A 25,021-nucleotide genomic window follows, 5' to 3' on the forward strand; every position below is an offset into this window, starting at 1 on the left:
AACGGAGCGGGCCTCATCGTTCATGGAGCCTTGGGTTCCCGACGCCGCATGTCCTCCTGCAGACGTTGCATCCGCGGACAGTCCAATGTCAGCGTTCTTGGCTGGAATCCGCGATGAAACAGCGCCAGCCATCCCGAGCCTTTTTCATCGGGTGCCAGTCCGGTGAATGTGAAATCCAGGGTCGACAACTGGCGCCAGGCGCTGTCGAAACCCTGCGCCAGTCTGAGCCTGATCGAAATCAGCCAATGGTCCGGCAACTGCTGCAGTTGCTTGAGCAATCCGTCGTCAAGCGATTCCAATACGCCGTCATAGCGTCCCCAGCGCTGATCCAGTTGTATGGGGTCGCCGACCCAGGGTGATGCGTTGTCCCGTGTCCCGAACATGTCGACCATCTGCTGCATGAACTCGCGGCAGCCATCCGGCCATGCGAGGCTTGGCAACGGTCGCTGGTGTCCGTCGATCTGGAGATAGCCGAGCACCAACGACTCTGGCACCGGTTCGCCAAAGGGCGAAGGGGCATGATCGGGTAGCAGCCCGGTGTTGTGAAACCCCAGACGGGCGGCCATCCGTTGCGTGTAGCGATGATGGGTCATCTGCTTGATTGTCACGCCGTGGCATCCGAGCGCCTGGGCATGAGTCAGCAATTGCCGGCTCAGTCGGGTGGCCACGTTCTGGCCACGGCTCTGCGGATCCACCACGCTCAATGCGAGTTCGGCAATGCGTGATTCCTTGTCGCGAATCAACGCCGCGTGCCCCAGAATCTTCCCCTCCGACACCGCCACCAATGAATGCCAGCGACCGCCGACATGGTTCTGCGTGATCATGCGCGGCAGGTAAACATGGGGCTGAGCGTATTGGTTGCCGTAGACCTTTCTGAACAGTTGGCTGACGGCACGGGCGTCGCTGTTACGGTAACTGCGCAGGATCAGCGTTTCCATCAACGGTCCTCCCGGTGCAGGTTGTCGTATACACGCAGATCGACTACACGCTGCTGTTTACCAGACCGAGGATGGCGTGACAGTGACTCAATCGTGCAGCGCCGGATCTGCAACTCGAGCAAATGCCCGGTGCTCAACTCTTCGATCAATGGATAGGCTTCGATCAACGCTCGGTGCAGTAACCGGTCTGCCTGTTCGCCCATCGACGACAGGGTATCGGGTACCCAGAGCAGGCGAAGGATATCCTTCGTGCCGTTCTGTTCGATCACCAGTTGCCAGTCTTCACTGCCGGTAATCCGCTGTACGGTCTGGCCGATGGCCTGGGGCAGCAGGGTCAGTATCCCGACGCGAACCCGCTGACTGTCGGCACAGCGTCCCATCAACGCGAATTTGCGCCGGGGAACGTTACCGGGCTCTCGCCAACAGGCGCGATCGCCGACCGGATAGCGAATCAACGGCATCAACCGACGGTTCATGTTGGTCACCACCAGCCGGCCCACCTGGTTGCACCCGTCAATCACCGCTCCGGTTTCCTCGTCGAGAATCTCCAGCACGCTATGGTTGTCAGCCGCACGATGTTCACCCAGGTCGCAGTCACGTTGACTGGCGCCGATGAAACCGGCGTCGACGCTGGCATAACCCAGAGAAGCAATGCGTGCTCCGGGAAAGACCTGGCTCAGTCGTCGCAGTTGTGCCGGGAACAGACTTTCTCCGGCGTAGAGCAGGGTGGTCACGCCCTCGAGTACCCGTCCGTGCTGCTCAAGCCAGGCAGCTAAGGACAGCAAATGGGCGGGCAGACCGGCCAGCACATTGATCCGGTGCCGGGCGATGGCATCGGCGAGGATGCGCGAGTCGACATGCCCGGTGAACGGAAATTCGACGATATCCATTTCCACATGTGCCAGGGCATCGTGGGTGAAGATGAAACTGGCGTAGAGGTCGCCAGCAAAAAACAGATTGGCGATACGATCGCCTGCGCTCAACTGGCTGCTTGAACTGCGGCCGAAATCCTCCACCAGCGCTTGCCATTCCTCGCGTTGAAAAACCGAAAATTTGCCGGCGCTGGTGGTGCCTCCCGTCTTGAATACCAGTGCGTTTTCCAGAGAGCCGGTCAGTGCAGGCCAGTGGTCCAGATCCTGGCTGCCTTCCCAGTAGGCAGCGGGATCGATCACCGGCAATTGAGCCAGCGAAGTGACGTGTTCGGGCACATCGGCGAAGTGGCCTGCATAAAAGCTTGAATGGCGACGTGCAAACGCCACGAGCTCGTTCAACTCAATCCTTGTGTTCATGGTGCATTCCTTGCAAATCAGAGAGCGTGACTCACGCTACGGTTGTCGATGACCTGCGGCGTCTTCCCGCTGTGTTTGTTTCGGGCGAACTGATCGATCGCACAGCGTTCGGCGTCCACCGTCAGCAGTCCCGTGCGGATGAGGGTCGCCAGTGTCGGGTAGTCCTGCAGGCGGTCATGTACGTCGCGGGCAGGCAGGGAACTGCGAAACCGCATCCGCTCCAGCCCGTCGGGTGCATGCTCCAGGACCAGCTGGAATTCGACTTGCAGATGCCGAGCCAGTGTTTCCAGACAAATGAAGTCCGTGCCGATGCGCAGCAGCCGGCCGTGACGCTGCAGCAACTCGAAGCGTGGAGCAGGCAGCCCGCATGCACAGCGGCCGGGTATCCAGCGGCCGCTGTCGCCAAGGTCATATCGCTGAACGTCCTGACCTTGCCGTTCTATCGAGGTGAAAACCAGACGCCCGATTTCATCGCCGGTCACCGGCCGGTCGGCTTCGAACCCGACGATTTCCAGGTGTTGGATATCGCTCATCAAGTGGAATACGCCGTCAGATGTTGCCGGGCAGGCATGGCCGAGCGGGCCGGCATCGACGCTGCCGTAAATGGCCGAACGGATCAGCCTGACGCCGCAGCGGTGCATCAAAGCACGGCTCTGTTCGCCGGGATGCTCACCGCCGAGAAAGACCTTTTCGATGCCGCCATAGGCACGCAATCGGGCTTGTTCGTTGATAAACAGTCGGTGCAGGGTGCTCGGCATGCCGACCAGCGTGGTGACACGTTGATCGATGATCAAACGGGCGATTTCGCGGTAATCGTCATCGGCGGGTGCGCCCATCGGTAGATGAGTGACACCCAGCAGCTCCAGCACTTTGGAAAAACTGAAGAAACCGCCATACAGGCCGCCACTGAAGAACAGGTTCATCACCCGGTCCCGGGCCGGGTCGAGGCCTGCCGCAAACAGCCCATCGGCGGCGGCACGCATTTGCCGATCAAAATCGCGGTAACTGAAACCCGACAACGCCGGAACGCCGCTGCTGCCCCCGGAGCGGAAGTACAGGCGGGCCGCCGGATTGATCGGGCGGGTGACAAACGTTTCCTTGTTCATGATCGGACGACCTGCGATGCAGGGCGGGGCCGGTAGTGGATCAAGCGTGGCACAGATGGACAGCGTCGCAACCGGCAGGCTGACCGACACTCGCCGACTCAGGCGCTGCAAGGCATAGACACCGTCGTGGGGTTCGCCTTCGTAACCTTCGTGAATCGATACTGCGGGGGCGATGCGCGTGACGCCCGCCGAGATCAACGTTTGTGACAGTTCGGCCGTCTCGTGTTCGGTGCAGAGCAGGGCGCAGCTTTGCAGCACATTCCGCCAGGGCAACAGCGTACGGATGATTTGTGCGCGGGGCAGCGGTTTGAGCAGCACCGTGCGAAACAGCGGCGAGGGGCCGAGTTGTCGGTCGTGCGCCCAGATCACCCGCCAGCCCGGTGCCTCCCAGATCTGGCCGGTGGTACCGACAAAGCTGTGAGCCAGCTGTGCCATCGCCTTCACGGTGGTGATTTGCGAAGCCTCCTGAATGGAAGGTGTCAGGGGCGGCCAGTGGTGGGCCCGACGGTCGAACGCCTCTGCCAGGGCCTTGCCGATACTGCGCAGAACATCCTCGTCATCGCTGTCCACCAGCAGCCATTGCGGGCTTGAGCAGGCCTGTTGGTCGAGACGACAGACTTCGTCGACCACCGCGTCCAGCGCCTCTGGCGAGCGAGCGTCGGGCGTCAGGTAAGCGAAGCTGATCCGATGACCCCAGTCGATCCAGCGGCATCCGGCCGGCAGTTGTTGGCGGATGGCTTGCAGGGCCGCTTCACCGCCCCAGGCCGAGACACCGTTGGCCGATTGGCACAGTTGGCCGATCTGCGCAGTCGTTGCCGGGATGACCGCGACGTGGCCGGCGATTTGACCGGTGCTGTCGCACTGCGCCAGTGCATGCAGCAATCGGGCTGTCAGCCCATCGTCACTGCTGCTGGGACGCAGCCAGTTGACGTTGCCGGCCAGCAGGCTTTCGATGATCGCGCAGAATGCCAACAGGGGCGCATTGCCTGGCGTGATGTGCACCACCAGGCCCAGCGGGCTCCAGCGTTCGAAGCGTGATTGGCGGTAGTCGATGCGGCGCAAGGTATCCGGTTGTTCACCCAGCTCACGTGCCAGCTTGCGTTTCAGCGCCTCAGGCTGGCAAAACTGGATCAGGGACTGCCGGTGATCGGGATCCAGGGGCAGATCGAGAGCCGGATCGTGCAGTCGTGTGGCGAAAGCGGCCACCGCATCGATGACTGTCGTGTGCCTGAGTGCCTTACCCAGGCGTTGTGGCAGGTCCAGGTTCAATTGATCCAGTGCGTCGGCGAGCCGGCAGTCGGCATGCAGCTGTCCGTTGATCAGGTACATGTCAGTGCCTCCCCAGCAATTCGGCGGCGGCCATGGCGCAGCTTCTGCCGGCCGTGGTCGCGGCGCGGCCGTGCAGTTCGAACCAGTCCGCGGACAGACCGCAGCCACAGGTGGTGCCCGGATGCAGGGTGGCCAGATCGCTCATGACGACCGCATGGGCCGGACTCGATGAAATGTAGGGCGAGACGAAACTCAGCAAGCCCTGACGGCCATACGGCAGAACCGTGAAGTCGGATGGATTGCGCACGAACACCTTCGAATAGACGGGAACATGGAAATGATGATGAGCACATTCAAGGTAAGGCACCGGATGCTCGACCGCGCCGTAACCGTCACGGCAGCGGGTGACCTGAAGGCCCAGTTGTTGGTGCATGCGCTCGTACAGTCGCTGACGGGGAATCTCCTGCGCGGCATGGGTTTTCCAGCCACCCCCGAAGAGTGCCAGCGAATCCGTGGCCAGTTGCAGATCAGCGACCCGGGTGGCTCGCATGCGCTCCAGGGCCTGCCAGAGAAAGGCAGGAAAGCCGAGAATCCGTACGGGCAAGCCTTCTTCGGCGAAGGATTGCAGCGCTGCAATGACGCCGAAACTGTCGAACTCATGGCCGCGTCCTGTATGGCGCAGCGCGTAGGCGACTCGGTTGACGGGGGCGAACCGGCACAGGAACTGGTCGGTGAAGGAGGTTCCCAGGCTGATCGCGCCCTCGGGCTCATAGCTCAAAAGCAAGTAGTTGCAGGGCGTGTGTGGAGTGCTCCAGCCATAATGGTGAAAGATGCGTTCGACCATGTACTGGGCCGCCCCCAGGCTGCGCTGGTCGTAACGCATGCGGCTTTTCTGACCGCTGGTGCCTGAGGATGTCAGTTCCAGCGCGTGGGTGCCGGTGGGGCTGAGCAATGGTTGCTGCTTGAAAAAACTGGCGAATATGGGCGGCAGACGCGACCAGTCGTCGAGGTTGGCCAGGTCGTCCAAGGTCAGCCCGTTGGCGTTCAGCCAGTGCTCGTAGCCCGGGGTGTGCAGGCTGTGGAAACGGCTGATCTCGGCCATGGCCTGGTCGAACAGCCCGCCCGGCACGGAATCCGGGCAATAGGGTTGCGTCAACGCGCAGAGCGTATCGCTGTGGGGGAATTGGAACATCAGACGTCCTTTTCGTTATGTTGAGCGGTCGGCCTTGCCGCAGCAGGCAGAAACCGGTTGAGCAGAGGCAGGCACAGCAGACCGCCGAGTGCGGCCAGCAGCGCAAAGAAGTCGAGGCGAAGACCGCCGCCGAAAGCGGCAATCAGCGATCCACCGGCCCCCATCACGGCGATCGAAATCATGCCGATCGCGGCCGAAACCAGCCCTTTGCTGTCATCGCTGCAAAACAGCGCCAGCCGATACAGGGCCGCGTTGCTCATGCCCAGGCCCACGGCGTACAGCGCGAGGCCGGCAACCAGCGCGATGAGCGGCAGGCTGGTCATGGCGACTGCCACCAGGGTCAGCAGCCCCAGGCAATACGGCCACAGTGCCAGGCGAATCAATTGCGGCAATTCACGGGTGGGCAGCAATCGGTCGAGTATCAGATTGCCGAGAATGACCGCCGAGAACACCGGAATCTGCCACAGGGCATATTCTCGCGTTGTCAGCCCCAGTGACTGGACCAGCAACAGCGGTGCAAGACCGATCCAGGCGATCAGCGGCAGGCTCATCAGGCCAAGTGCAACGCAGGTCCCGAGAAAGTTTCTGTTGCGCGACAACGCAAGGTATCGAGCACCGATCTGGCGAAGGGAAAAGGTTACAGGCGCTTGTTGCGTGCCATCACGACGGATCACGCCGATGGTTTCGGGCATGCAGGCGTACAGTCCGGTCCATGCAAGCAGCGCAACCATGGCCAGGCCGAGAAACAGTTCGCGCCAGCTGAGCCATTCCAGCAACAGGCTGCCCAGCAGGGGGCCGATCAGCGGCGAAAGCAGTGCAACATTGCCGAGCAGTGCCATCAGGCGCACTGCATCGGCTTCGCAGAACACTTCCGAAAGCGCGGGATAGCTGACAGCCACCACAAAGCCAAGTCCCATGCCTTGCAGCAGCCGTAATGCGTTGAAAGTTTCAATGCCGGGTGCGAGCACTGTCGCTGCGCACGTTGCACTGAACAATGCGCAACCTGCCAGCAACAATCGGCGTCTGCCGAACCGGTCGGACAGAGGCCCGATCAACCATTGCAGGCACGCGCCGCCGATCAGGTAAAGATTGAACGCGTTGGGGATATGACGGGCATCGGCTTCAAGATCCCGAGTGACGGTCAGCATCGCTGGCATGACCATGTCGCTGGCCATGTAGGTCAGCCATTCGAACAGCATGATGGCGAGGCAGAAACCGAGCGCCTGCCGGGGCGAGAGATTGATGAGAGTTCTTTGCATACGCTTCCACGAGATTCGAGAGAGAGTGCAAAGGGTAGGGGCGGGGTCAGACTGTTCCTACGTCATTGCTGTGACGCTCTATGACGGGGGGTTGCGTGATGTTGCACAAGTCGGGATGCCTACTCGCCAGGGCGAATTGCCTGACAAAATAATGAATGGAGTCTTAAGAAAAATGCCCACATTCCTGTGGGCATTTCGGCTGTCACTAAATCAGTTGTTGCATTTGAATGAAGGGACGCTGGCATCCTTGCCGTGGCATGACTTAACGATGGTAGTCGCCCGGACCTTGCGGCGCGTAGTGGCGATGATCGCCGTGCCAGCCGCCGTGGGGAAAAATGATGCAACCGCTCAGGGTGAGCAGTGCAAGGACAGGAATCAGCCAGGTGATTCGACGCAGCATTTCGAAAATCCTCATGGTTAAAGCCGCCTGAAGCCAAAGCTCTTGATCGGCTGTAACATGAGACCCCGTTTGCGGCGAAGCATCCCCGTGAAAGGGTATGCGCATGGCATCAACGCCGATACAAACCCGATACATTCCAACGGTTCAGGAACCTGTAATGACCCAGAAGCAACGCTTGAAATATTCGATTCTGATCGCCGTCGCCGTACTGCTGATCATGCTCGGCCTGTCCTGGCTGCAAAACGCCGGCAAGCTCAGCGAGCAAACGTTCCAGTACATCGCCATCGGTGTGGCAGTGGTGGTCGTGGTGATCAACGGCGTGATGCGCCGCAAGGTCAAGCCCTGACGGCGTCTGCCGCGCGCCTCAATCGTGGTTGAGCACGGCGGCGGCCTGGGGATGGAGGCTGTAGCTCTTGTCGTCGTTGTACGTGATCACGCCTTCGGCGCACAGGCGCTTGAGTACTTCGCGCACGCTGAGGAAGGACAAGGGAATGTCCAGATCCAGCAGTTGGCTATGCACGCCACGCACCCCCAGACGACGGTCGTCCTCGGCGGCAACCAGCAGGGTATCGATGACTTTGAGGCGAATCAGGCTGGTGCGCAGCCCGAAGCTCTTGAGCAGCAAACGGATGCGTTCATTGCCGTGACGCTCGACCCGCTGCCCGAATACGTCGGCGTGTGAACCCATGGGCGCTCCTTTGGGGGTCTGGCTACCGTCCGATGGTAGTAGTGGGTTGTACATGCGATTTCTCCTTTCAGAGCCTGATCAGGAAAGGTTTTTCGTGCTCTCTCTAAACAAGACGTTTCAGCCCGACAAATCATGAAGCGAAAAATGTAGAAAATTTGTCGTGGTTTTGTCGTTTGCCTGTGATTACTGGGCGAAACCGCCAACCAACGGGTTTATTTTTTTCGCGCATGATCAGTCAAGGGGCGTCTGAGTGTCTGGCTCGCGGAGCGAGCATAAAAAAGCCGCTGCCAGTGCAGCGGCCTCAAAAACGGGTCCTCAACGTTCCAGGCGGTCGCCCCTTCGGTTATTCAGGTTTGAACCCCGGCTTCCCGTTGGCTACCCGCCATTCTTTAATGGCTTTGAGCACTCCGGCGGGGCTGTCTTCGACACCTTCTTCCGGGTAGTACAAAACGCCAGTGCCGTTTGGGTGTTCTGACGTGCTGACGATGTTGTCGACGAAAGCATCATGCTCTCTTTCAGATCGAAATTTACCTTGGAACAAGCGTTCAATTACCGCCAGATATTCAGTTTCCGTGTACTTTTCGAGCTTGTCCTTCAGGGTCATTTTCACAGTTCTCCGTTCTTTGAATGGGCTCTGATGTGTTGCTTAGGTGTCATCAGCCGGAGGTTGTCCACGTCGTAGACGGCACCCCCCTCACTGACGGGATTGGCATGGTGGATTTCCATTTTCTTCCTTTTACCTGCGTGTTCTGCTGGATCGGTACTCGGAGACAACCCATCCCTCATGTCAATTCGGTTAAGCCTTTTAAACTCGCCACTCAGTCGTTCATCGCTAGCCACAGCCTTCCAGAAAGCCCTGCGAAACGCCCGGAAACTCGAAAACTCCCGCCCCCTCAGTGTATCCGCAATCTGCGCAGGAATTGGTGCACCCTCGGGGGTCGAGGCAGCCCCCAGCCAGCTCCCGGCCACGGTTTGCCCGTTTCCGCTGACAACCCCCGGATCCAGTCGCCGATCCCGGAACATTGTGAACGTCGCAGGGATCCCGGATTCGATCGGGAACACGGTGATGAATCCACCGAGGCCGTACAGATCCAGTTGCGGAAACGGATCCAGCCGTCCGCTGTGCGCAGTGATCGTCGCGCCCTTGTAAACCGGCAAATTCGTATCGTGGTACGGCAGATCTGTCGATGAATCCAGTGGCTCGACCAATGGCGTCCACGTGAGGGTTGGGCCGCCCTTGGCATCGACACTGCCGGAAACGTAGACATTTCTTGTCGCATCAAACCGGGCCAGCCTTACGGGCACATTGGCAGGAACGGTGACGCCGTCGGTGCTGACAACCGCCATTTCGGTCTGTTTGCCCGAGGTTCTGGCAGCGAGCCTCAACGGCAGGTCGACTTCCCCTCCGCTGGCTGCCAACTCATAAAGATCGGCTGTCAGGTCCGGAGCGAGTTCCGACAGTGGAACGCTTGCGCAGTAGAGATCACCATTGCCCAGTGAAGCGGGAAGCAAAAGGGCGGCGAATCCGACCAGGACGGGGGCGGCGGAAACCGTCACCGCTGTTGCAGTGATGGAGACCGCCGTGCGCAAGGCGCTCCTGAGCGCCAATGCAGTGGCGCGGCTGGTCGAGACAGTGCCCTGTGTACCGGCAAACTGCGGGCCGAACGCGGCCATTGAGCCGCTGTTCGCCATTCCCGGACTTTGCAGGGGCGTTACGGATTTTGCCTGTTCCTGCGCCTGAACCCGTGCCTGATCCGCAAGGTATCGGGCCTCGGCCCGAGCGGCCCGTCGATGCTCGCGTTTTTTCTTTCTTCTGGCTCTTTGTCGTGCCTTGCGTTGCTCCTCCAGCAGCGCGCTTTCCGCCCTTTGCTGATTCTGGATTTGCTCGGCTTCGCGTGCGGCCTGCGCCAGCTGCTCCAGACGGGACTGCTCGGCAGCCAAGTGGCGGGCTGCGGCCTCTGCAGCCAGACGCGCCTGCTCCACGGCCGCCCGCTGGGCTTGTGCCTGCGCCGCCAGCCGTTGCTCCTCGCGAACTCGTTGTTCTTCTTGTTCTCGCTGCTTTCGTGCGGTTTCTGCAAGCGCTTGCTGGCGTTGCTGCTCGGCGACGATCCGGGCGTGCTCCGCTGCCTGGCGTGCCGCTTCAGCGGCTGCAGCCTGCGCCTGATCACTGGCTTGAACGGCAACCAGCCAGTTGTGCACGTTGACTTGTTGTTGATGTAAAACCGCAACGGTTTGCGCCAGCAACCTCGCTTCGAACGCAGCCCGATATGATTGCCTCCACAAGGTCAGTGCCGGACCGTCAGGCGCCAGGTGTTTATCCAGCGCCTGGGCACGTGCAAGAAACTGGGAGACCGTGATGTGGGTGGGGTCGCTGCCGAAAAAACCGTGTGACAACACTGTCTGGCGTTGAAGCTCCGCGGTTTTTCTCTGGATAACCCGGCTGCGTACGCCCAGTTCCCGCAGAATCGCGGCTACCGGTGGCAATGGGTGCGTCGACTCTTCAAGTCGCGCTGCTGCAAGATCCGCTTCAATGGCTTGCGCAATGTTGCCGGCTTTCAACTGATATTCAGTGTCAAGCCGCGTCGTAAAGACATGCAGTGCGTGCTGGTAGACGTTGGTGTTTCGTGGCGGTCCGAACGGACCGCTGTTCGGCAGCGTGGTGCCGGTCGGCGGTGTTACGGGCGTGCCCGGTGGTGCAGGTGCGGTCGTATGGACGGCGACGTCCCACTCCCAGGGCGGTGGTTTTTGCAGCATATTCATATCCTTTTGAATGTGCGGTGTTCTTGATTAACGCCGGAAGTTTTTCCTTTCACTTCTTGCGTTTTTCAAGGTACAGCGAAGCCGCCGAGGCTGTTTCCGAGAGATGTGTGGGTGTTTACATTTGATGACGAAGGCGTTTTCGGCGAAGGGGGGGAGACTGAGGCGCGTTCTTGTGAGTTATGAGAGGTTTCCTACAGAAGCAGGTGATACCTCTCGCAGATGCTCTCTTGTCGGTTGCGGTAGCCGGGCATTGCTCGTTGAAACGAGCCCTAAATTTTTTTCCACGGCTTCGTTATCTGGAAAGGCTCATTGCGCGTGACGCGTGGGTGATTTCAGAGCGAGCCGGGCCCGACGTGTTCACGGAGGCGGGCGGTTCGCTCTTCGGCATTTCGATCAGGAGCGAGCGTGACTATTTCCAGGCAATTCACCGGACTGACCCTTGCCGGCCTGTTTCTCGGGCTGAGTCTGCCGGCACAGGCGTTCAGCCCTTCCAGCCAGACCGGCGCCGATATCCGTCGCACAGGCTTTGGCGTACCGCACATCCGCGCGGAAAACGAACGCGGTCTCGGGTTCGGTATCGGTTACGCCTATGCGCAGGACAACCTGTGCCTGCTGGCCAACGAGATCGTGACGGTCAACGGCGAGCGCTCGCGGTACTTCGGGCCGGAACAATTGACGGTCGAAGAGCGCGAGAACCGCGTCAGCGACGTCTTTTTCCAATGGCTCAATACGCCGCAGGCGGTAAGTGCTTTCTGGCAGGCGCAGCCGGTCGAAGTGCGTGATCTGGTGGAGGGTTACGCCGCCGGCTATAACCGTTACCTGGCCGAGCGTCGCCAGCAGGGACTGCCGCAACAGTGCCAGGGCGAATGGGTGCGCGATATCGCCGCCGAAGACCTGGTGAAGCTGACCCGCCGCCTGTTGGTCGAGGGCGGTGTCGGTCAGTTCGCCGAAGCCCTGGCAGGCGCAACATCGCCGCAGGCCACTGCGCAGATCGAAAACGATGCCAAGGCTTACCAACTGGCGGACACGCGCCAGCAACGCTTCGCCCTGGACCGCGGCAGCAACGCCGTGGCGGTGGGCAGCGAGCGCTCGTTCAATGGTCGCGGCATGCTGCTGGCCAACCCACATTTTCCGTGGGTCGGCGGCATGCGTTTCTATCAGATGCACCTGACCATTCCCGGCAAGCTCGATGTGATGGGCGCAGCGCTGCCGGGCCTGCCGATGATCAATATCGGTTTCAACCAACACCTGGCCTGGACTCACACCGTCGACTCGTCCAAGCACTTCACCCTGTATCGCCTGCAGCTCGATCCGAAGGATTCGACCCGTTACCTGCTCGACGGCCAGTCCTTGCCGATGAACAAACAGACGGTCACGGTGCAGGTCAAGCAGGCGGACGGCCAAGTGGTACCGGTGTCGCGGGATATCTTCAGCTCGCAGTTCGGCCCGATCGTGCAGTGGCCCGGCAAGCTCGACTGGGACAATCAGTTCGCCTATAGCCTGCGCGATGCCAACCTCGACAACGACCGAGTGTTGAAACAGTGGTACGCCATGAACCGCGCCGGCAATCTCAAGGATCTGCAGGATTCGGTGCACACGATCCAGGGCATCCCGTGGGTCAATACCCTGGTGGTGGATGACAAGGGCCAGACGCTGTACATGAACCTGTCGGTGGTGCCGAACGTCGGTGCCGACAAACTGGCCAAATGCAGCGACCCGCGCATCGGCCTGCAAATGATCGTGCTCGACGGTTCCAACAGCGCCTGCGCCTGGGACATCGACCCGCAAGCTGCGCAGAAGGGCATTTACGCCGCCAGTCAGCTGCCGCAGTTGTTGCGCAAGGATTTCGTCCAGCATTCCAACGATTCGGCCTGGCTGGCCAACCCGGCGCAACCGCTCACCGGCTTCTCGCCGCTGATCAGTCAGGACGGGCAACCGCTGGGCCTGCGCTCGCGCTTTGCGCTGGATCGTCTGGCAACCTTGAGCAAAAAAGGCCCGGTCTCGGTGCAGGATCTGCAACGCATGGTGATGGACGATCAGGTGTTCCTGGCGACCCAGGTGGTGCCGGACTTGCTGAAGTTCTGTGCTTCACAGTCTGAGGCCGCGCTGAAATCGGTGTGCGGCAGTCTCAAGGCATGGGACGGTCGGGCGAATCTGGAGTCGGGCATCGGTCTGGTGCATTTCCAGAACATCATGCAAGCGATGCAGCAATCACCGCAGGCCTGGCGCGTGGCGTTCGATCCCAAGGATGCGCAACACACCCCGAGGGGGCTGGCCGTTGAGAAGCCTGAAGTGGCCAAGGCACTGCGCGAGGCCATTTTGGCATCGGCCGAATCGGCGGCAAAAACGGGCCTGACCGCCAACACCCGCTGGGGGGATGTGCAGGTGGTCAGCAGCGGTGGTCAGCAAACGCCGATCCACGGTGGCCCGGGGACGCTGGGCATTTATAACGCCATTCAGAGTGTGCCCCGTGAGGACGGCAAGCTGGAAGTGGTCAGCGGCACCAGTTACCTGCAGGTCGTGACATTCGACGACAAGGGGCCACATGCCGAGGGGCTGCTGGCGTTCTCGCTGTCCAGCGATCCGGCGTCGAAGTATTCCCGGGATCAGACCGAAGCCTTCTCGAAGAAACAATGGAGTGTGTTGCCGTTCACCGAACAGCAGATCAAGGCCGATCCGCAGTATCAGGTGCAAACCGTGCGCGATGATCTGGAAAAAGCGGGGAACGTCGCGGCGCATTAATCAGCGGTTTCAACCCGGCGACAGCCGCCAAAGCAGAAGGCCGCGCCCTTACGGGAACGGCCTTCAGTTTTTGGGAGGTTGCTGCGGCATCGGGTTGATCACCGGGTTGCCGTCCTTGTTGCGGGTCAGGAACACCGGCAACACTTTCGGCAGCGAACTGGCAAAGCTGTTCAACTCCTTGATGTTGTAAATGCCGCCCACCCGGATTGAACCGGTGGCGTTGTCGGCCAGCATCAGGGGTTTGGCCAGGTAGCGGTTGATCTGCGGCAGCGCTTCGCTCAACGGCAGGTTGTCGAGCACCAGTTTGCCGTTGCGCCAGGCCAGCGAGTTGTCATTGGCGTAGGTCTGGCTGATCTGCGGCATGTCATCGCCGTGTTTGTAACGTGCCTGCATCGAAGGGCCCAGACGCAAGCCATCAACGCCTGGTCGGGAATTGCTGGTCACCAACACGGAACCTTCGATCAGGTTCACCTTCACTTGATCCTCATACATCCAGACGTTGAAGCGGGTGCCTGTCACGCGAATCCGGCCTTCGGCGGCCCTGACGATGAACGGGTGGCTCAGGTCATGGCTAACTTCGAAGAACGCCTCGCCCTTTTTCAGGGTGACGCGACGCTCGTCCTTGTAATTGCTGTAGGTCAGCTCGGTGTTGAGGTTCAACTCGACCTGACTGCCGTCATCCAGAGTGACATGGCGGACATTGTCGGTGGCCGCGAAATGCTGATAACGGTCGGGCAACCAGCCGAGGTTCCAGCCGGCCCAGGCAGCCAGTGGCAAAGCCAGTGCACAGACAGAAGCCGCCGCTGCGTACTGGCGCCACGATCTGACCGGTTGGCGGATCGGCACGACCGGTGCGGGTTCCGGACGCGGCAGGTGCTCGGCAACGTCCCAGATCTCCAGCATCGCCTCGTATTCAAATGCGTGAAGCGGGTGCGCATCACGCCACTGTTCAAACGCCATGCGCTCTTCAGCGGTGCAGTCAACGGCGTGCAGACGCATGCACCAATGCGCGGCGGCATCGGTGATCGCATCGTATTCGGCTTCCGAGAGGGTGTTCTGGGTCATTGACTCGTCCTGATTTCCCGCATTCTAACCTTGAGGGGAAGGCGCCGAGAACAAGGTCATGGCAATTGCCCATCAAACATTGAACTTTTTTCGTTCAATCGCCCCCAAAAAATCAGGATGTCCCGTAAACAGTATCCGGATATGGAGTGAAAAATGATCAAAAAAACCTTGGCCGCTTTCGTCGCAACAGCCAGCCTTCTGAGTGCCGGTTTGGCGCTGGCCGACCGTCCCGGCGCAGGATGGATCACGATCGAGAAGGCCATCGAAACCGCCAAGACCAAGGCCGGGTATGTCGAGGTTTATGAAATCGAGGCCGACAACGACGGCTATTGGAAAGGTGAAGGGCGCAAGGCTGACGGTGTGGTTTACGAATTCCGTATCGACGGTGCATCGGGCAATGTCTTGCGCGATCAAAAGGACTGATCCCGAACGCTGTGGCCCAGAATGCGCAGGTGTCGAGCCTGCGCATTTTTTTGCCTGTTTCAGGGGGCTGGCACAGGATCCAGCTGGCGGCCGACTTCACAGATCAGACGGGCTATGGAATCGGCGTTGCGCAGGATGACAGCGGTGCGTGCGTTTGCAGATTGCTGGTCGAGGAACGCATCGCGCGCCTCACGAAGGTTCCGGGCGCCGGTCAGACGCAGGATCTCTGCGTGGATCAGTTCCATGCCCGGTACCTTGTCGAAATCGACCCAGGTCTTGAGGACAGCGTTCCACTCGGCGAACAACCTGGCACGCGGTGTACTCAGAGACAGGGCTGACTGCTGGTCGGAGACCAGGTCGTTGTATAACGCCAAACCACCAGAGGTTATCGTCGATATCAAGTCGCTGAACGGCTCCCGCGCCCTGAGGGTAATGATATCCAGTGCCTTGCTGAACTGATGGGAAAACTCGTGTATCAACGTGGATGCCTGCGCATGGCCATCTACATCGAACGGCTCGAGAATAAAGGGTTTGTAATGATCCAGCTGTTGCTGGAAAAAATGCTCGGTGAAGTGCACCCGCTTCCGCGCATCGCCGTCGAGCACAAAAGCGATGACATCGTGCAGCAATTTGTTGGAGCCGACGACGAAACGGTCGGTGTCGAGCAGTTCATCGGATGGGTCCACCAGCGCGTTGCAGATCGGCACAATGGCCGCGTTGATCCTGGAGAGAAGCTCCAGCGTGACCGTCGGCACATTGAAAAAGTCCTTCAGGAAACGGTTCACTCGTGAATGGAGGGCGCCGTTGGCGAGTGGGACCAGGTTATGCAGGCAATAGAAGGCGTAGCGTCGTGCCTGGTCGATGGCATTCACCAGCGCCCGGGCTTTGAGAGGAAACCTGATGCGGATTTCATCCATCCCCTGCGCTTCGATATTGAGCATTGTGCGGCGCATGTAGGTGGTGTTCTGGCGTTCGACCAGTCTGCCGAATGCCTGGCCGTAGTGAACGGTCTGGTGATCGGCGACTCGCACCATGCGAGGGCCGTTTTTCTGGAAGAGCGGACCTTGGATCACACTGTCTGCCAGACGCCAGGCATTACCGCTTTTGACGACCGGATACACCTTGCCATCAACCGCTGCAAAATGGCGGTTGCGCGATATTTGCAGGTAGGTGCCCTGATTCGGATTGAACTTCAGATCCTTGAGCGCAACGTCTGTCACTTCGAACGATTGCAGCGATGTGCGTGCGGGTGACGTCAGGTCAATGCTGGCCAGTTCCGCGGTGTCAGCCGTCGCTTGAACTTCGTCGGCAACGGCTTGCGTTGCGCCCGATGCCTGCGGTAGCAAGCCCACCAGAACCATTTGCTCGGCGCCCTGGATAAACGACTTCAACGCCCGTTTCCAATGGTGATTCTGCAGGGCTTCGGCGGAGTCCTTGAAGTCGTCATAGGCTTTCCAGAGAACAGGAATGTAGCCCAGCTTGCCGGGCAACATAGCGCTGAGCTGCCTTATTTCCTGACTGAACAGGATTTTCGCTGTCTCCCAGTCGAATTGCGATTCAGGGTTTTTCTGGGTGCCCAACTGCTGCTCCAGAAGCAGAAGATTGTCGTTGTAGAGCTCCTCCAGCAGATGTCCTTCAATTGCATGGATGGCCAGTTTCATTTCGCTGGTCTGGCCAATGGACGACATCAGCAGGTTGCGCAATATCGCTCGTTCGCTGTCAGGCAGACGGCGCAGCAGCAGGTCTTGCAAGAGACCGGGCATGTTGAGGGCTGCAATCAGGTTTTTTTCGTCCTCGAACTCCTGGAAAACCTGCTCGGCATACGGCGTATAGAGCACCAGAGGGCCCTTGTGCCCCTTGCCGGGAGTGAAAACATACATCCCCTGAACGAATACGGCAGTTGCCCCGGCAGTCTTGATCAGCGCCAGCGGGCTGGCGATGGCATGGGCGCCGGGCACGGCTGCGCGCGCAAGGGCGTCGGGCATGTCCAGGACCTGATGGATCAGGCCGAAGGCATTGTCTGAGAGATGTTGCTGCAGTTTGGCTGCATGGGCATGTTGCAGCAGCTGCCAGGGGAGCTGGCGAAAAAAACGTTGTTTGCGCGCGTGGCTTTCGGGGGTGTTCGCCGACAGCGCCTGCATCACTTTCCGGGCGTAGGTGGTCGGTATCGCCAGTGACAGCAGCATTTGCGTCACGGCGGTTTGATCCAGTCCGGCCGGCAAAGTCTTGGCGCTTTTCGAGGTGATCCTGAAACCGGTGCCCTGGGCAACGTTGATGTGATTCAGGGCAAACTCCGCCAGAGGCCGCGCCGGGCCGGCCAACGCCAGATTGGGGGTGATCTCGATCTCATGCGGGGCCAGCCGGTTACCGGGGAAGCGGCTGTCGAACATTGATTTCAATGTCTGCTCGACATGTTCAACCAGGGACGGTACGCCGGACAGGTAGTCCTTGTCGTCAGTGACGCTCCGGTACCACTGTTCCAGCAGCTCGACATGCCGCTTCTGTTCCCGGACCGGTGCCATGCCCAGCCAGGCGGGAAGTGTCTGCTGGGTAGCGATTGCCCGGGCGTGGGCGCTGGCCAGCGGCAGGTTGGTGGGCAAGCAGGCACCGCGCAATGCTGCCAGTGCCCTGTCACGGCGGGTGACGTCGCTGATCCGTTCGCGCACCTGTTGGCAACGGTCCAGATAGTGTTCGAGGGTGGACTGCATGCGCTCGTGCAATACATTGCCATCGATGTATTGAAACGGTCCCAGGCTGTACCGTCGATGGGGCTGGTACTGCGAGGGGGCGATGTTTTCCAGCAGGAACAGGCACTGGTCGCTGTCCCCCAGGCGCCGGTTCAATACCTGCCGGGCGACGGCTACGGTATCGAAAACCTCCAGCCCGAGGGCCGGGGTCCACAACACGGCGCGTCCGGAGTGTTGTTCGTCGAGCCCGCCACGTTCGGTGATGAAGACGCAGTGGGCGAGGGGCACCGGAATCTGGCGGGCGGCGCATTCAAGCGTCAGTGCGTAAGCGTCCGGGCGGAAGCCGTTGAGGGCGGAGCGCTGCGCACGGCTCGGCTGATCGGCATTGATGACATTGCTGACAATAGCCTGCACCGAGGGGCTCAGGGAGCCGGTGAGCGACCGGAGCCTGGCTTCACCATTGACCCCCACGAACCAGGCTTGGGCCAGATCCGGTTTCAGGCGCTCGAGCCAATAGCGCTGGATCGCCAGGTTCGCCATCGGCTGAGCCTTAAGTTGCTCGAGGATTGGCGCAGCCACCGAATCGAACGTCTTGATCGCTGCAAGCGCCTTGTCCGCCAGCACCACGGAAGGTTGCTGGTTGCCGGCAATCACTGGATGCGTGCTCCAGCGTCCGCCCGCATCGATTTGCTGCAGCCGTTCATGGATCATCGAGCGGATGTCCAGGCTCTTGTCGAACAGGGCGTGCAGGTTCACGGCTCCGTCGCTGTGGCGAAAGACCTGCAGCGCATATTCGATGTTCTGCCGTTGTTTGGTGATGATCGACTCGAACAGAATCCTGAAAATGTCACCGACAATCCGCTCGCCGGTCACTTGCGGCTGGCCGAATCCGAGAAAACGATTCCGTTCGTCCAGGCTCAGCAGGCCATAGAGTTCGTCTTCGTGGCCCCTGGCGAGGAATTTTGCCCTCAGCGTGTCCTTGAGATCCCTGTAGTCCTTGAGCAGTTGCAAGCCGTGAGCGGGCGTGTAGAGAAAGGCATGAGGCTCGCTGATCATCAGTGAGCCCGCCAGTTCCACATAATTGGCTTCGCGCTCCCAAAGACGCACGTTTTCCACGACTGGAAAGCGTGCGGCCTGAGCGACCGGCCGGATCAATTGCTGCAGCGTGTTGAATTGCCCGGCATCGATAACGCCGCTTTCGCGCCTGGACATCCATTCGCTGTACGCCTGATCTTCCAGCGCCTGGCCAAACAGGGTGCGTCGCGACAGTCCGAGGGCGGATGGCGCTTCCCAATAACGCTCCAAATGCCGGAACAACAGCGCTGGCAGTTTGCTTGCAGCGTGTATGACCGCTTTCTCCCAGTGCGCCTGATCTTCGGTGGCCGGTGTTCTTCCCGGATTGGAAAAGTGCGGCGGCTGTTCGGTTGGCCAATGCTGGTGGCGGTAGTACATCAGTACGGCGTCACTCAGGCTCATGAGGTCGGCCAGTCGGTTGAAGCTGACTTGAGTGCGGCTTTGCGGCAATGACCCGAAGTGAGGCTGGAGCAGTTCATCCAGCAGCGCCTCCAGGAGCTGTCTCAGTGTCGGAAGCTTTTTCAGCTCCTCGCACATTGTGCCGGCATTCAGCAGCAGGCTCTGCCGAAAGTCAGCCAATTGCTCGGCGAAGACGTCACCGGTGAAGCGGGTGAGCGTCATTGAAATACGCTCCGCGCCCTGTAATCGCTGGCGCTGGTGCAAGGCCAGGAACGCCAGCAGTTTATCCTGCTCATCGACGTCGTTGAGCCGTCGTTCGAGCCGCTCTTTCAAGTCGGCACGGTTGTGGAACTTCTGGATGCCCGCCAGTGGGGTGTAGAGGATCAGCCCCCTGTCGTCCGGCGTTTCACCGATGACAAAGGCGCCAGCCAATGGCACGGGCGCCTCGCCGGCGATGGGAAGCAGAACACGCTCGATAACCATGGATGGGTCTTGCTGGCGACGCAGTGCGTCGGATGCCAGTCTGGCATGGCCGAGCCATCGCAAATCCTTTTCACTCAGGCCGTGGGCCTTGCCCAGTTCGGGCCACAGGCTCGGTGAGTCGAAGGTTTCGGGGAATAACAACGGTGGCGTGGGGGCTGGCATCTCGAGTCTCGATAAGGGCGTTTGCACGCGTGGATAGATCGAAACCCAAGGCTAAAAAAACGCTGCCTGGTGCCGGTGGTAAATACATATCGCGTCCGGGTCGTTGCGCATGCCAGGGTTGACAGGTTGCCGGCTGCATGTGGTTAATCCGGTTGCGGGTTGTCCGTTCGCTGTTGTTCCCTCCAATAATTATTCTGGAGCTTCAGATGTCTGCGCCTCACGATCATGCGGTCTCGTCCACGGTGTCCCTGGACGAGCTGACTCAACTGCTGGAAACGATTTTCACCCGTCACGGCACCTCGGCCGAAGTCGCCCGAACGCTGGCCGCCAATTGCGCCGCTGCCGAGCGGGACGGCGCCCACAGTCACGGGGTTTTCCGGATTCCCGGATATGTCTCGACGCTCAACAGCGGCTGGGTCAACGGTCAGGCCGTGCCGAACGTCGAAGACGTGGCTTCAGGATTTGTCAGTGTCGATGCCGGCAATGGATTTGCTCAACCTGCGCTGGCGGCTGCACGGCCGCTGCTGGTGGAAAAGGCCCGCAGCGCCGGGATCGCGGTGCTGGCGATCCGCAATTCCCATCACTTTGCCGCGTTGTGGCCGGACGTCGAGCCTTTCGCCGACGAAGGCCTGGTGGCGCTGAGTGTGGTCAACAGCATGACCTGCGTGGTGCCGCACGGCGCCGACCGGCCATTGTTCGGCACCAACCCGATCGCCTTTGCCGCGCCCCGGGCCGATGGTGCGCCGATCGTGTTCGACCTGGCCACCAGCGCCATTGCCCATGGCGACGTGCAGATCGCCGCGCGCAAGGGAGACAAACTGCCGGCGGGCATGGGCGTCGACAGCCTCGGCCAGCCCACCTGCGACCCGAAAGCGATTCTGGAAGGCGGCGCGTTGCTGCCGTTTGGCGGGCACAAAGGCTCGGCGCTGTCGATGATGGTCGAGCTGCTGGCCGCCGCGCTGACCGGCGGCAATTTCTCGTTCGAATTCGACTGGAAGAACCATCCGGGGGCCAAAACCCCGTGGACCGGTCAGTTGCTGATCGTCATCGACCCGAGCAAGACCGCCGGACAAAGCTTTGCCGAACGCAGTCAGGAACTTGTGCGGCAGATGCACGGGGTAGGGCTCAAGCGCTTGCCGGGAGATCGGCGGCATTTGCAGCGGGCCAAGTCTTTGGCCAAAGGAATCGAGCTGGATCAACAGACCCTGTCACAGTTGCGAGAACTGGCCGGCGAATGAGTGTTTGCCGGACATGAAAAAGGCGAGCCTGCGAGGGCTCGCCTTTTTGGTTCACGCTCAGCGGCGACCAAGCAGCAATCCGACCACCAGACCGAAACCGGCGGAGATCGCCACGGTCTGCCACGGGTGCCCGCCGATGTAGCTCTCGGTGGCGTCTACCGCGGGTTTGGTGCGATCACGCACGTGGGTGACCGAATCCAGCGCCTGCTGCAATTTCTGGGCGATTTGCCCGCGCAGGGTCTCCGCTTCCTCGCCGACCAGTGAGGCACTGCTCTTGAGCAGTTTTTCCGACTCTTCGATCAGCGCCTGAAGTTCGCTGAAGGCCTGGTCCTTGATTTGTTCTTCGGCGGCTTGAACGGCGGTTTTCCGGGCCATTGGGTGACTCCTTGCAGGTGAATGGACAGTGAACAATGGAGTGTGGCGCGACTTGAAAAGTTGCAGCGATTTTCCATCCGGAGCAAAAACCAGCGTCAGAGGTTTCCGTCCAGCGTGTAAGATGTCGCCATTTCATGCAGCAGGTAATTCCCGATGAGTTTCAATCTGGCCGACAAATCCCTCGCAGAGCGCGCCGCGCTGGAAGATGAAAAATCCCGACTGTTCGAACTCTGGCAGAACAATCTGGGCAAAGCCAAGGGTGAAGCCGCGCGGTTGTTCGGCGAGCGCGCCAAGCGCAAGGGCAAATGGGCCGAATTCGTGCGCGCCGAACTGGACGGCATGTCGCCGCCGGAATTCGCCAACATGGTGCGCAGTGAAGTCAATCGCCTGATGGCGGCCAACAAGTAATCACTCGGCTCTGAAACTGGCGCCAATCGCTTCGCGCACCGTCAGCACCACCGGATCGATCTGTGTGCTGGTGCGCCAGCCCAGTTCGATTGGGTAACGCGGCAGCGCCAGCGGGCAGGGCAGCAGCGCCAGCCCGCTCATTGAAGCAATGGCCTGCGCCGCGTGGGTCGGAATGGTCGCCACCGCATCGCTGCCCTTGAGCAGGTGCGGCAACGCCGCGAAATGCGTGGTCGAGGCGCAGACCCGGCGAGTCCGGCCCAGCGCCGCCAGCCCTTCATCGGTGATCCCGATAAAACCGCCCGACGACACCAGCAGGTGCTCGCGGGTGACGAATTCCTCCAGATCGATCTGCTGCTGGCCCGGCGCCAGGCTCGCCGGATCCACCAGACACGCATAACCCCCTTCGCCCAACACCTGACGACTGAGCAGCCGCTCGGCAAATCCGCCGGCGGTGATTGCCAGGTCGATACTGCGCTCCATCAGCGCCCGGGCGACGATCTGGCTGTGGGTCTGGCGGAAGATCAGCCGCAGTTTCGGTGCGCGGCGGGCGATTTCCTCGATCAGCCGTCGGCCGTAAGCGATTTCGAAATCGTCCGACAGGCCCACGGTGACCGAGCGTCCTTCGTAGTGATGGGCGGTCGGGTCGACCATGGCCAGACTTTGCCGGCACTTGTTCAGGGCATCGCTGACCACCGGTTTCAACTGGTTGGCCTTGAGGGTCGGGGCCAGCCCCCGGCCGGTGCGCACGAACAGTTGATCGCCATACACCTCGCGCAACCGGCGCAAGGCTGCGCTGACCGCCGACTGGGTCACGCCCAGACGCAACGCTGCGCGGCTGGCGCTGGACTCTTCATGCAGGGCTTCGAAGACTTTCAGCAGGTTGAGGTCGACGGTTGCGATATTCATCTGGCTCATATCATTCAGCAGTGGATCGGTCTTTATTCATGATCCTGTGGCGCCGGAGAATGAGCAACACCTGAACTACACGGAGTGACCACCATGCCCAAATCAATCGTTGCCGCGCTGCAGATCGGCGCCTTGCCCGGTGGCAAGGCTGAAACCCTGGAACAGATCCTGAGCTGGGAAACCGCGATCATCGAGTCCGGCGCAGCGCTGGTGGTGATGCCCGAAGCCTTGCTCGGCGGTTACCCGAAAGGCGAGGGGTTCGGCACGCAGCTGGGTTATCGCTTGCCGGAAGGTCGGGAGGCCTACGCCCGTTATTTCGCCAATGCCATCGATGTACCGGGGGCGGAAACCGAAGCGCTGGCCGGGCTGTCGGCGCGCACCGGTGCCAACCTGGTGATCGGCGTAATCGAGCGGGCCGGCAGCACCTTGCATTGCACCGCGCTGTATTTCGACCCGCAGGCGGGCCTGGTGGCCAAGCACCGTAAACTGATGCCCACCGGCACCGAGCGGCTGATCTGGGGCAAGGGCGATGGCTCGACGCTGCCGGTGCTCGACACCCAGGTCGGCAAGCTCGGCGCAGTGATCTGCTGGGAAAACATGATGCCGCTGATGCGCACGGCGATGTACGCCAAGGGCATCGAGGTCTGGTGCGCGCCGACTGTGGATGAGCGCGAGATGTGGCAGGTGAGCATGCGCCACATTGCCCACGAAGGGCGCTGTTTTGTGGTCAGCGCCTGTCAGGTGCAGGCCTCGCCGAATGAGCTGGGCGTGGAGATCGCCAACTGGCCGGCGGATCGACCGTTGATCGCCGGTGGCAGCGTGATCGTCGGGCCGATGGGCGACGTGCTGGCCGGGCCGTTGCGCGGCGAGGCCGGGCTGCTCACCGCTGAAATCGACACCGCCGAACTGGTCCGCGCCCGCTACGACTACGACGTGGTCGGCCACTATGCGCGGCCGGATGTGTTTGAGCTGAGCGTCGATGAGCGGGCGAAACCGGGGGTGCGTTTCACGGTTTGACGGATTGTCGGCGCCGCCATTCTTCGCGGGTGATTTCCCAGATCTCCCGCGGGAAGCGGCCGCCGACGAAGTTGTCCTCGTCCGTGCGGATCAAGCGCATGCCAGTGCGCTCCGAGAGCTTTCGCGAGCCAAGGTTCGGTGCGGCTTTGGGCACGCGCATCAACGGTTGATCGAGGGTTTCGAACCAGTACCGGGTCACGGCGTCGCTGGCTTCGGTCATCAAGCCCCGACCTTGCCAGGCCGGGGCGAGCCAGAACCCACGGTGGTTGTCCGGCTCGTCCATCAGGCTGATGTTGCCAATCAACTGTTCTGGCGCCGACTTGAGGCGGATCGTCCAGTGCCACTCTTTGCCGGCCGCAACGGCGGGCAGCGCAATGTCGCGCAGGTAGGTGAGGGCGCCGTCGTCCGGGTAAGGCCAGGGAACGAAGACGTTCAGATACCGCACCACTTCCCAGTGGGGAAAATGCTCCTGGATGGCGTCGGCATCCGCGAGTTCAAGCGGGCGCAACATCAGCCGTTCGGTGTACAGCGGGGGAGTGTCTTGCATAAACCACGACTTCCATGTTCTGACAGTGGGCGGTGCAGGCTACCGCATCTTTACCAGGTTGCGGCACTGGCCCTGGGCAAACTCAGCTTGCCGGTGTCGACAAACCGCATCGTGCCGAATAACCCGCCCGCCAGTTTGCCGCGCAGCACATAGGGCAGATTGTCGAGGGTCTGGGTCTGGCTCAGGCCCAGGGTCTGGCGCAACACCGAGAACGCGGAAATGCTCACCGGGACGCTGACGATGGTTTCGGAAAAGCGTGGAATCGAGCCGCTCTGATCGCTCACACCCGACGCCAGCGAGTGGCCGTTGACCTCCAGATCCAGCGCGATGCCGTTGTAGTCGATGGGCGTTTCGTTGGGATTCTGCACCCGCAGCTTGATCGCGAAGCGCACTTCCAGATCCTGGCTCGGCAGCGGTTCGAGGCCGACCACGTTGATGTTCACCGGGTCGCGGTTGGGGAACAGCGCACAAGCGCTGAGGGAGAGCAGAAGCAGGGACAGGATGACGGCTTGGAGGCGGCGCATTGATGCTCTCTCATTGAAAAAGGGCTGAACCGTTGCCGGTATCAGCCCTTTTTTCATCGAGCGGACAGGA

Annotated in this window: 21 protein-coding genes; 6 read left to right on the forward strand and 15 right to left on the reverse strand. The window is 60.7% G+C overall.

From position 1 onward, the window contains the following. Positions 1–20 precede the first annotated feature (20 nt). The 6 genes from L6D81_RS07165 to L6D81_RS07190 form a co-directional block, all read right to left on the reverse strand. Entirely contained in the window at positions 21–938 is a 918-nt protein-coding gene (locus tag L6D81_RS07165; RefSeq protein ID WP_236178468.1) for a GNAT family N-acetyltransferase, read from the reverse strand. Next, positions 938–2,227 (reverse strand): phenylacetate--CoA ligase family protein, encoded by a 1,290-nt coding sequence (locus L6D81_RS07170; RefSeq protein ID WP_236178469.1) that lies wholly within the window; start codon positions 2,225–2,227, stop codon positions 938–940. The genes L6D81_RS07165 and L6D81_RS07170 overlap by 1 nt, the downstream gene beginning before the upstream one ends. Before the next feature lie 17 nt (positions 2,228–2,244). Then, complete coding sequence (locus L6D81_RS07175) at positions 2,245–4,662, reverse strand: aldehyde dehydrogenase family protein (RefSeq protein WP_236178470.1); 2,418 nt, start codon at positions 4,660–4,662, stop codon at positions 2,245–2,247. A gap of 1 nt (position 4,663) precedes the next feature. After that, positions 4,664–5,794 (reverse strand): LuxE/PaaK family acyltransferase, encoded by a 1,131-nt coding sequence (locus L6D81_RS07180; RefSeq protein ID WP_236178471.1) that lies wholly within the window; start codon positions 5,792–5,794, stop codon positions 4,664–4,666. After that, positions 5,794–7,053: an MFS transporter gene (locus tag L6D81_RS07185; protein WP_236178472.1), complete on the reverse strand. Its 1,260-nt coding sequence runs from the start codon at positions 7,051–7,053 to the stop codon at positions 5,794–5,796. The genes L6D81_RS07180 and L6D81_RS07185 overlap by 1 nt, the downstream gene beginning before the upstream one ends. A 262-nt stretch (positions 7,054–7,315) precedes the next feature. Continuing rightward, complete coding sequence (locus tag L6D81_RS07190; RefSeq protein WP_236178473.1) at positions 7,316–7,453, reverse strand: hypothetical protein; 138 nt, start codon at positions 7,451–7,453, stop codon at positions 7,316–7,318. 157 nt (positions 7,454–7,610) lie between these two features. Between L6D81_RS07190 and L6D81_RS07195 the strand changes: the two genes are divergently transcribed. After that, positions 7,611–7,799 carry a hypothetical protein gene (locus tag L6D81_RS07195; RefSeq protein ID WP_236178474.1) on the forward strand — a complete coding sequence of 63 codons (189 nt, stop codon included), beginning with the start codon at positions 7,611–7,613 and terminating at the stop codon, positions 7,797–7,799. An 18-nt stretch (positions 7,800–7,817) separates the two neighbouring features. On the opposite strand, the gene L6D81_RS07200 is transcribed toward L6D81_RS07195, so the two are convergent. The 3 genes from L6D81_RS07200 to L6D81_RS07210 all read right to left on the reverse strand — a co-directional run bounded on the left by L6D81_RS07200 (position 7,818) and on the right by L6D81_RS07210 (position 10,895). After that, positions 7,818–8,195 (reverse strand): fe2+ zn2+ uptake regulation protein, encoded by a 378-nt coding sequence (locus tag L6D81_RS07200; protein WP_236178475.1) that lies wholly within the window; start codon positions 8,193–8,195, stop codon positions 7,818–7,820. 289 nt (positions 8,196–8,484) lie between these two features. After that, positions 8,485–8,745: a bacteriocin immunity protein gene (locus tag L6D81_RS07205; protein WP_236178476.1), complete on the reverse strand. Its 261-nt coding sequence runs from the start codon at positions 8,743–8,745 to the stop codon at positions 8,485–8,487. A 2-nt stretch (positions 8,746–8,747) separates the two neighbouring features. Next, on the reverse strand, positions 8,748–10,895 hold the full coding sequence (locus L6D81_RS07210; protein ID WP_236178477.1) for an S-type pyocin domain-containing protein: 2,148 nt from the start codon (positions 10,893–10,895) through the stop codon (positions 8,748–8,750). Positions 10,896–11,306: 411 nt separating this feature from the next. On the opposite strand from L6D81_RS07210, the gene pvdQ reads away from it, so the two are divergent. Continuing rightward, positions 11,307–13,643, forward strand: a complete 2,337-nt coding sequence (gene pvdQ, locus L6D81_RS07215) for a bifunctional acylase PvdQ (protein ID WP_236178478.1) — start codon at positions 11,307–11,309, stop codon at positions 13,641–13,643. A 63-nt stretch (positions 13,644–13,706) separates the two neighbouring features. On the opposite strand, the gene L6D81_RS07220 is transcribed toward pvdQ, so the two are convergent. Continuing rightward, the gene (locus tag L6D81_RS07220; RefSeq protein WP_236178479.1) at positions 13,707–14,708 is read right to left on the reverse strand and encodes a FecR family protein; all 1,002 of its coding nucleotides are present in this window, start codon (positions 14,706–14,708) and stop codon (positions 13,707–13,709) included. A gap of 153 nt (positions 14,709–14,861) precedes the next feature. Here L6D81_RS07220 and L6D81_RS07225 point away from each other — a divergent pair, with 153 nt between their 5' ends. Further along, a complete protein-coding gene (locus L6D81_RS07225) occupies positions 14,862–15,131 on the forward strand; it encodes a PepSY domain-containing protein (RefSeq protein ID WP_236178480.1) in 270 nt (89 codons plus the stop codon). Between the two features lie 59 nt (positions 15,132–15,190). Here the strand turns inward: L6D81_RS07225 and L6D81_RS07230 are convergent, their stop codons facing one another. Further along, positions 15,191–19,936, reverse strand: coding sequence for a dermonecrotic toxin domain-containing protein (locus tag L6D81_RS07230; RefSeq protein WP_236178481.1), 4,746 nt, complete (start codon positions 19,934–19,936; stop codon positions 15,191–15,193). Positions 19,937–20,142: 206 nt separating this feature from the next. Between L6D81_RS07230 and L6D81_RS07235 the strand changes: the two genes are divergently transcribed. Then, positions 20,143–21,174 carry an Ldh family oxidoreductase gene (locus L6D81_RS07235; RefSeq protein ID WP_236178482.1) on the forward strand — a complete coding sequence of 344 codons (1,032 nt, stop codon included), beginning with the start codon at positions 20,143–20,145 and terminating at the stop codon, positions 21,172–21,174. A 57-nt stretch (positions 21,175–21,231) separates the two neighbouring features. Here L6D81_RS07235 and L6D81_RS07240 read toward each other — a convergent pair whose 3' ends face one another. Then, positions 21,232–21,549 carry an ElaB/YgaM/YqjD family protein gene (locus L6D81_RS07240; RefSeq protein WP_236178483.1) on the reverse strand — a complete coding sequence of 106 codons (318 nt, stop codon included), beginning with the start codon at positions 21,547–21,549 and terminating at the stop codon, positions 21,232–21,234. Between the two features lie 153 nt (positions 21,550–21,702). On the opposite strand from L6D81_RS07240, the gene L6D81_RS07245 reads away from it, so the two are divergent. After that, the gene (locus L6D81_RS07245) at positions 21,703–21,957 is read left to right on the forward strand and encodes a hypothetical protein (RefSeq protein ID WP_236178484.1); all 255 of its coding nucleotides are present in this window, start codon (positions 21,703–21,705) and stop codon (positions 21,955–21,957) included. Here the strand turns inward: L6D81_RS07245 and L6D81_RS07250 are convergent, their stop codons facing one another. Next, positions 21,958–22,872 (reverse strand): LysR family transcriptional regulator, encoded by a 915-nt coding sequence (locus L6D81_RS07250; protein ID WP_236178485.1) that lies wholly within the window; start codon positions 22,870–22,872, stop codon positions 21,958–21,960. 84 nt (positions 22,873–22,956) lie between these two features. Between L6D81_RS07250 and L6D81_RS07255 the strand changes: the two genes are divergently transcribed. Next, on the forward strand, positions 22,957–23,880 hold the full coding sequence (locus tag L6D81_RS07255; protein WP_236178486.1) for a carbon-nitrogen hydrolase family protein: 924 nt from the start codon (positions 22,957–22,959) through the stop codon (positions 23,878–23,880). Here L6D81_RS07255 and L6D81_RS07260 read toward each other — a convergent pair. Together L6D81_RS07260 and L6D81_RS07265 are read right to left on the reverse strand one after the other, a co-directional pair. Further along, positions 23,870–24,427 carry a GNAT family N-acetyltransferase gene (locus tag L6D81_RS07260; RefSeq protein ID WP_236178487.1) on the reverse strand — a complete coding sequence of 186 codons (558 nt, stop codon included), beginning with the start codon at positions 24,425–24,427 and terminating at the stop codon, positions 23,870–23,872. The genes L6D81_RS07255 and L6D81_RS07260 overlap by 11 nt on opposite strands. Positions 24,428–24,477: 50 nt before the next feature. Continuing rightward, positions 24,478–24,951, reverse strand: a complete 474-nt coding sequence (locus L6D81_RS07265) for an LEA/WHy family protein (protein ID WP_007957522.1) — start codon at positions 24,949–24,951, stop codon at positions 24,478–24,480. Between the last annotated feature and the right edge of the window lie 70 nt (positions 24,952–25,021).

Source organism: Pseudomonas sputi (assembly GCF_021603585.1).
Classification (GTDB): domain Bacteria; phylum Pseudomonadota; class Gammaproteobacteria; order Pseudomonadales; family Pseudomonadaceae; genus Aquipseudomonas; species Aquipseudomonas sputi.